The organism is Sphingobium indicum BiD32, assembly GCF_000382885.1.
GTDB lineage: Bacteria > Pseudomonadota > Alphaproteobacteria > Sphingomonadales > Sphingomonadaceae > Sphingobium > Sphingobium japonicum_C.
The window spans coordinates 1-7461 of record NZ_CAVK010000209.1 but is presented as its reverse complement, the minus strand read 5'-3'; the positions used below and the strand labels follow the sequence as shown (position 1 = coordinate 7461).

Below are 7461 nucleotides of genomic sequence, written 5' to 3'. Positions count from 1 at the left end.
AATCCTCCATCCTTCGCAACATTGTGATCTAAATTGGAGCCGACTGCATGACTGAGAATCTATTGTACGAGAAGCGCGGTCACGTCGTCATCATGACGCTCAACCGTCCCGAACGCCGGAATGCGATGAGCCGCGCCCTGATGCACGATTTGCAGAAGGCCTGGTTGCGTTTCAAGCATGATGATGATGCCTGGGTGGCTATCCTGTGGGGTGGCGATGGCCCGACCTTCTGCGCTGGAATGGACGTCAAGGAGTTTGGTGAGAAGCTGGAAGAGGATGAAACGGAAGGCCCATGGTGGCCGGACCGCTGGTCCCCAGGCGATCTGGAAATCTTCAAGCCAACCATTGCGGCGGTAAATGGCCAAGCAGCGGCGGGGGGATGTTGGCTGGCCACGATGTGCCATCTGTGTGTTGCTGCCGATACGGCCGAGTTTGGCATCACCGAACCACGGTGGAACATCGGCGGCGGTGACCAGATCGATATCATCCGACATGTCAGCTTGCGACACGCGATCGAAATGACGATCTATCCGAGGCTTGTCCCGGCGCAGCGAGCCTATGAAATGGGCTTTGTGAATTGGGTCGTGCCGAAGGGCCAGGAGTTGCAGAAGGCCCTCGAGGTAGCCGACGCAATCCTCGAATGCGGTCCTGCTGCCGTTCGCGCCTTCATTGAGTCTTATTACCGCTGCTACGGCATGGAACACGCCAATGCAGTGAAGCTTGCAGGTCACATCCAGAAGGGCCTGGGCCAGATGGAAGATGCCCTGGAAGGTGCTCGGGCCTTCGCGCAAAAGCGTCGCCCCAATTTTCAGAACCGGTAACGCAACCATGCCCGAACAAGATTTCCGTGAAAAGATCGCTATTGCCGGGATCGGTTACAGCCGCAGCGCTGAGAATCCGGGCGCATTTTCGAAGAACTCAGGCGTGGATGTCCTAACCCTTGCGGTCCGGGCAGCGCGGGAGGCCTGTGCGGATGCAGGCCTCGCCCCGAAGCAAATCGACGGGGCGGTAATGTACCAAATATTCGACGATTCAGTCCGGACGAACCAAGTGTTGTCTGCGCTCGGATGTCCAGCGGTGAATTACGCCTCGAATCTGGTGGGCGGAGGGAATTATGCTTCGTTCGCCGTGATGCAGGCCGCTCAAGCGGTTTATCACGGCATTGCCAACTACGTCCTGGTGTACAGGGCGCTCAATGGGCGCTCCGGGGTCCGTATCGGCCACTGGGGTGCCGGCGCCGGGGGCGGGCAGAACCGGGTCGGCGGCGAGGCCCAGTTCAGCAGCATCTATGGCGTGGCGGGCGCAGCTTCACAATACGGTTTCGAAGTCCGCCGGTATATGGAACTGTACGGCGTCACCAGCCTCGATCTGGCACATTTCGCGGTCAATTCGCGTTCGAATGCAGTCAAGAATCCGCGCGCAATGATGCGTGCGCCGCTTACGGTGGAGGAACATCAGGCCTCGCGGCTGATCTCTGCCCCCTATCACCTATTCGACTGTTGCCAGGAAACAGACGTGGGCTGCGCAATGATCGTGACCACGGCTGAGCGGGCTCGCGATCTGCGAAAGCGCCCGGTTCTGATTTCGGCCGCCATCGGCGGCGGTGCCAATCCGGTCCCGAACATCGAGGACACAAGCCTGATCCACCTTGGACCGCGCCTGCTGCGCGCCGCCGACGTGACCTTGGACGATATCGACTTGTTTGAAGGCTACGACGCTTTCACGGACATGCCGATGCGGATGATCGAGGACATGGGCTGGTGCAAGCGCGGCGAAGCCAAGGACTTCATTAAGGATGGCCGGATCTCGCTCGACGGAAAGCTCCCCACCCAAACCCACGGCGGGTTGATCAACGAGGGCTATTGTCACGGCTTCAACAACGTTCTCGAAGCCGTGCAACAGCTCAGGGGTGACACCGAGGATCTCTGCCCGAACTGGCACATGGGCGAACATACATATGACCGCGCGGTATGTCGTCAGGTCCGTGATGCCAAGATCGCCCTCAACGTGAGCGTGATGGGATCCAGCGCAATCATTCTCAAGAGGGACGAGTCATGACTGTGGCGGAACACGAGTATCCGTACCTTCTCCCGCAGGCAGACGTCCTGACCAAACCTTTCTGGGATGCATTACGGGAGCACAAGCTGGCGATTCAGGAGTGCGGCGCGTGCGGTAAACTGCGCCATCCGCCGATCGGAGTCTGTCCCGAATGCGGCTCTGAAGCGATCGCCTGGCGGGTCATGAATGGCCGAGGGACGCTTTATTCCTACATAGTTGTCCACCAGACGGCTCTGCCCAACTGGCGCGGGTCGGTTCCCTATAACATCGTCATGGTAGCTCTCGACGAGGCGCCTGACATCAAACTCTATGGCAACGTGGTCGATTTCGACGACGCCCAATTGAAGGTGGGGCTTCCGGTCGTGGCGTCGTACGACGACGTGACGTCGGAAGACACCATCCTGCGCTGGCGCGTGGTAGATCCGACCTGAGCGTTTGTACGCGATTGCATTACGGCGAGGAATACATGATGCCCGAGTGGAAGAACCTTACGTACGAAAAAGACGGTCGGATTGCCCGAATCACATTCAACCGGCCGGAAGCGCTGAATGCAATCAGTGCAGGCTTGTCGCAGGAATTGAAGGAAGTTCTCGCCGATTTCGATTCAGATCCGGACCTCTGGCTCGCCATCGTCTCTGGTAACGGCAGTTGCTTCTGCGCTGGGGCGGATATTCGAGAAACAGGAAAGGAAGCTCGGCTTCCGTCCTCGCGCGTCGATCATTACTATTTGGACGCACCAGTCAACTGGAAGCCCGTTATCGCCGCCGTTCATGGCTATTGTTACGGCGCCGGCCTGGTTTTCGCAGCCGAATGCGACATCATCATCGCCACCGAGGATGCCACGTTCTCGATTGTCGAGACCAAGCGGGGGATGCCCGCTATCACGTTGTCTGCGCAACTTGCCCCGTGGATGGCTTCGAAGAAGGTCACCGAAATGATCGTGACCGGTGATCCGTTTCCGGCCCAGGACGTCTACCGCCTCGGATTGGTCAACCATCTGGTTCCGACCTACGACGACCTGCTCCCTGCGGCGGAGAAGCTAGCGGAGCGAATCCTGGCTAATCCACCGATGGCAGTGCGGTCGGCAATCCAGGCCGCGCGCATGTCCGTTTTCCAGTCGCAAACCTATCGGGACTCCGAACTCCTGTTCCGGAGCTCACGCTGGAAGGAATGGGACGATTTCAAGGAAGGCATGGCGGCCTTCAAGGAAAAGCGCGCGCCGGTATTCAAGGGACGTTGACCGTCAGGAACACTCTGTTCCAACGGACTGAAAGAGAGGAAAACATGGGCAGGGAAACCAACCGCGCAGGCGGATCGCATTGGCGCAACCATTATCAGAGCCGCATGGTTTCACCGGAAGAGGTGGCAGCCAAGGTTTCGTCCGGAGATCGGATCTACGTAGCCACTTCTCATGAATCGGCACCACTCATGGCTTCGCTGCTCGGGCGGGCCGATGAACTGAGCGACGTCGAGATCAGGAGCTTGGGCGGCCTCTGGACCGATTATGGTTTTCAGAACGGCACGTGGGCCCACGTCTTTCGCGCAAATATGAGTTTCGGAACGCCGGCCAGCAGATCCGCCATTGCGGAAGGGATTACCAACTTTACGGTCGTAGGATTTGGTGATGCCTTCAGGCATCTGAATCAGGGGCGTGCGGGAAGCGAGCCGTTCGATCATTGCTGGTTTACGGTGACGCCGCCCAATGAGGCTGGTTATTGCTGCGTCGGCGCCGAGCTTTGGGATCTTCGAATTGCCATGAAGCACTCGAAGATCAATGTCGCTGCGGTGAATGACCACCTTCCCCGCACTTTCGGCGACACCTGGATCCATGTTTCCCAGATCGATTACTTCATTGAAGATCATGAACCATTCCTTCCGCGAGCACGGCACAAAACGACAGATGCTACGATTGCGATCGCGAAGCACGTATCGGGGCTCGTCCGCGATCGGGATACACTGCAGATCGGAACCGGCAGCACGTCGGGATCACTTGCTCAATTGGGCGCCTTCGACAATAAACAAGATCTTGGATATTTCGCCGAGATGTCTGTCGCGGGACTTATAGACCTCGTAGAAAACGGAGTGATAACCTCCAAATACGCCACAGCAAGACCAAACAAATTCGTAACTACAGGCCTTACCGGCGGCCTTGAAGAATACAATTATGTAAATAATAATCCATTTTTCGAATTTTATGATTACGATTACATGCTTAATCCGGCCGTGATCTGCCAAAACGAAAATATGGTCTCAATCAACAATGGTTTGTCGATAGACTTGCGGGGGCAGATCAACCTCGTCAGTATGGGGCCAACACTTTGGTCGGGGACCGGTGGACAGCTTTCATACCACACCGGCGCTTACCTTTCGCGAGGCGGACGCGCCATAACCGTTCTGCCGTCGACTGCAGCAAAGGGGACCATCTCCCGGATCGTGCCCGAGTTTCCAGCAGGTCAGGTTGTTACAATTCCCTGGGATCTCGCAGATACGGTAGTGACGGAATTCGGCGTCGCCGAGTTGCTGGGGAAGACTATGCGTCAAAGAGCGGAAGCCTTGATCGAGATCGCTCATCCGGACCATCGACCTGAACTGAGGCAAGCCGCAGCCAAGCTGCTCTAGCTGTAGCGGCCAACCTCTCCACTACTCCCCGAGAGAAAAGGGCCAGAAACAGTATGGCCCTTTCAATCGATAGAAGTACGAGAAGGGCATAAAGCGATGGCGTAGATGAAACCTGAAGCAGATGATCTAAATAGGTTTCCGCAATTGCTAGCGATGGTCAAGACAATCTTTTATAACGAGGCGATCAAGAATGTCCGAACCCGATGGAACGAGACGCGTCATTACGGGGCAGTCCACTAACGGGAAGAGCGTATATACCCACCTCGAGGAGGTTGAACCCCTGCGTCTCGGGGGGGATATGCTTAGGCATATCATCTGGGGTTGGAATGAACTTCCGGAATTGCCGTTATACGAACCCGGTCCCTACAAGGTCAACGAAATCCCCGCCGGACGCCCTGGAGGAGTGCAGGTCGAACTCTGGGTTTTGCCCCCCCACTTTCCGCTCGCTGGCGCTCACGAGAATGCATCAAGTATGCATTCCTACGACACCATCGACATCGTTTTTGTGATCGAAGGCGAGGTTGATCTCGAGCAATCCGATGGCGTCACGGCACGGTTGCGGCGGGGTGACGTGGTCGTTCAGAACGGTACGATGCACGCCTGGAACAACCCGACCGATGCACGTTGCGTTCTTGGCTTCGTATTCTGCGGCGCGAATAGAACCGACAGTTAAAGAACTTAGAAAAGCATCTATCAGGAGTTATTTCATGTCTGAACTCAAAGGCGAAGATCTGATCCCGGGCCTCACGTTGGCCGAAATCGAAAAATCCAGCATGCCGCTTCCCAGCCGAGACGAGCTCGACGAGGAAGAGCTTGCGATATTTGATGAATTGTTCGCTAGGTCGAAGCGTTTTTTTGAATCGGTTCCGGCGAATGCTGGACAGGAATACCGGCTCACCCCTTACTTTCAAGGATTGCTGCAAAGCCCCCGCGTAGCCAAGCTATGGTCGAACTTCGGCGATTATTACCAGCCTGCAGAACTACGGGGAAGCTTCAGCCATCGAGATCGAGAGTTGGCCGAATTGACGGTTGGAATGCTGCTCAAGGGGCTGATGGGTACTCGATATCTCGCACCCATCCACGTCGCGGACGCCGTAGGCGTCGGACTCTCCGCAAACGACATCAAGGCTATCTACGAAGAGCGCTTCGAGGAGCTTGCACCAGCTGACAGGCAACTTGCCGAATACGTTCGCGCGACGGTGCAAGGAAAACTCTCTCCCGAACTATTCGATGGAATTGCAGAGCGGATGGGCCGCAAGGTGGCGATCGAGTTCACCTCCTATATCTGTTACCGCGTCGGTGGCATGCTCGGAGTACGGGCGATGTGGCGGATTCAAGGGCGAGACACTAATACTGAGCGCGGAGAGAAGGTTCTCCAGGCATACTTGGATGGCACCGCTGAGCCGCACCCCCACAACCGGGCCAGCGCTTGGGTCAAGCCATCCTCGAAGTGAGCCCAGGCCCAGAGAGTGGTTCACAACGCTACCCAGCTGGACGCCTCGAAGAACCGCTGGTGCGTAGCGGCCTGAGCTGATTCATTGGCTTTCGCGATGAGCGAAGGCCGTGATTGTCAATCGGCGTCCAATCGGGACCCCCTATCGGCGCGCAAAAGGCCCCCCCTTGGGGTCATGTGGATCGGTTGATGCTGGGCGCAGATGGGCACCACCATCAACCTCCCGCTCGGACCTTGCGATCCCGGCGAAGGGCGATTTGATTCCGGTTCGTTCACCTTCTGATTCGGCAATGTTCACGCCTTCCGAACCCAAGCGTTCGCCAGCCCGAGGTTAATGGAGGTGCCCAGGGAGTGAATCACGCGGTAGCGTCAAACGCCATGAGTTTTTCGAAGCGTTCAGTTTATTATTACAATCTCCGTAAAATTTTTACACGTTTTAGAGCGTTTTTCGATCATTCCGGGTCATAACCGCACGAACTGAAGTAATTGGCGCATTCGTTGGGCTGGAAGATGTCGACGAGTCTGCCGATCAGGTCCCAGAGGCCACTGACGGTTCGCTCCCCGATCTTACGGAGCATGGCCTTGAGGCGCGAGAACGCCTTTTCGATCGGATTGAAGTCGGGGCTGTAGGGAGGGAGGAAGCGCAGAGTTGCGCCTGCGGCCTCGATCTTGTCACGCACCGACGCACGCTTGTGGCTCGACAGGTTGTCCATGATAACGACGTCGCCGGGGCGCAGTTCGGGCAACAGCACCTGGGTGACATAGGCTTCGAACCAGTCGCCGTTGATCGGTCCGTCCAGCACCATCGGCGCAACCATGCCGGTCATTCGCAGACCGGCGACCAGCGTTGTGGTTTTGCGATGGCCGTGCGGGAAGCCCATCCGCAGCCGCTCGCCTTTCGGGCAGCGGCCATGGCTGCGGGTCATGTTGGTCGCGGTCCAGGTCTCGTCGATGAACGAGGCGTTCCGGTTCCAGATCGATCTGATCATCGAACCAGGCCTGCCGCTGCCTCAGGATATCGGGCCGGTCTTGCTCGATGGCATGGCCAGTCTTTTTTTGCGCGTCATGCCCCGGCGCGCAAAGAAGCGGTGAAGCCCGGCGACGGAGACGGCCAGGCCCATTTCCGCCAGCGCCAACCGCAGTTCTACAAGCGAGATGTCCTTGCGAGCTTCCCAGATGCCGAGGATGTCATCCGCTCGCTGTTCGACCCGGCGAGAGCGCATGTCGCCGCCCTGCGGCTTCGGGGCAACCTCACCTGTCGTGCGCCGCTGCGCCTGCCGGCGGATTGCCGTCGAAGGCGCAACGCCAAATCGGGCCGCCGCAGCACGGCA

7 protein-coding genes and 1 pseudogene are annotated in these 7461 nt (G+C 57.6%); 7 read left to right on the top strand and 1 reads right to left on the bottom strand.

The annotated features are described in order from the left end of the window. The first annotated feature begins 47 nt into the window (after positions 1-47). The 7 genes from EBBID32_RS19480 (at position 48) to EBBID32_RS19450 (ending at position 6131) form a co-directional block, all read left to right on the top strand. Entirely contained in the window at positions 48-821 is a 774-nt protein-coding gene (locus EBBID32_RS19480) for an enoyl-CoA hydratase/isomerase family protein (protein WP_006964473.1), read from the top strand. A 7-nt stretch (positions 822-828) separates the two neighbouring features. Then, the gene (locus EBBID32_RS19475; protein ID WP_006964471.1) at positions 829-2058 is read left to right on the top strand and encodes a thiolase C-terminal domain-containing protein; all 1230 of its coding nucleotides are present in this window, start codon (positions 829-831) and stop codon (positions 2056-2058) included. Further along, positions 2055-2489: a Zn-ribbon domain-containing OB-fold protein gene (locus EBBID32_RS19470; RefSeq protein ID WP_037491973.1), complete on the top strand. Its 435-nt coding sequence runs from the start codon at positions 2055-2057 to the stop codon at positions 2487-2489. Before EBBID32_RS19475 ends, EBBID32_RS19470 begins: the two co-directional genes overlap by 4 nt. 38 nt (positions 2490-2527) lie before the next feature. Then, entirely contained in the window at positions 2528-3298 is a 771-nt protein-coding gene (locus tag EBBID32_RS19465) for an enoyl-CoA hydratase/isomerase family protein (protein ID WP_051093388.1), read from the top strand. Positions 3299-3342: 44 nt separating this feature from the next. Beyond that, positions 3343-4677: an acetyl-CoA hydrolase/transferase family protein gene (locus tag EBBID32_RS19460; RefSeq protein ID WP_006964466.1), complete on the top strand. Its 1335-nt coding sequence runs from the start codon at positions 3343-3345 to the stop codon at positions 4675-4677. A gap of 190 nt (positions 4678-4867) precedes the next feature. After that, positions 4868-5350 (top strand): cupin domain-containing protein, encoded by a 483-nt coding sequence (locus EBBID32_RS24275; RefSeq protein ID WP_156022623.1) that lies wholly within the window; start codon positions 4868-4870, stop codon positions 5348-5350. Positions 5351-5384: 34 nt separating this feature from the next. After that, complete coding sequence (locus tag EBBID32_RS19450; protein ID WP_037491970.1) at positions 5385-6131, top strand: carboxymuconolactone decarboxylase family protein; 747 nt, start codon at positions 5385-5387, stop codon at positions 6129-6131. Between the two features lie 451 nt (positions 6132-6582). Here the strand turns inward: EBBID32_RS19450 and EBBID32_RS23775 are convergent. Next, positions 6583-7461 (bottom strand): annotated as a pseudogene (locus EBBID32_RS23775) (IS630 family transposase); the annotation flags it as partial.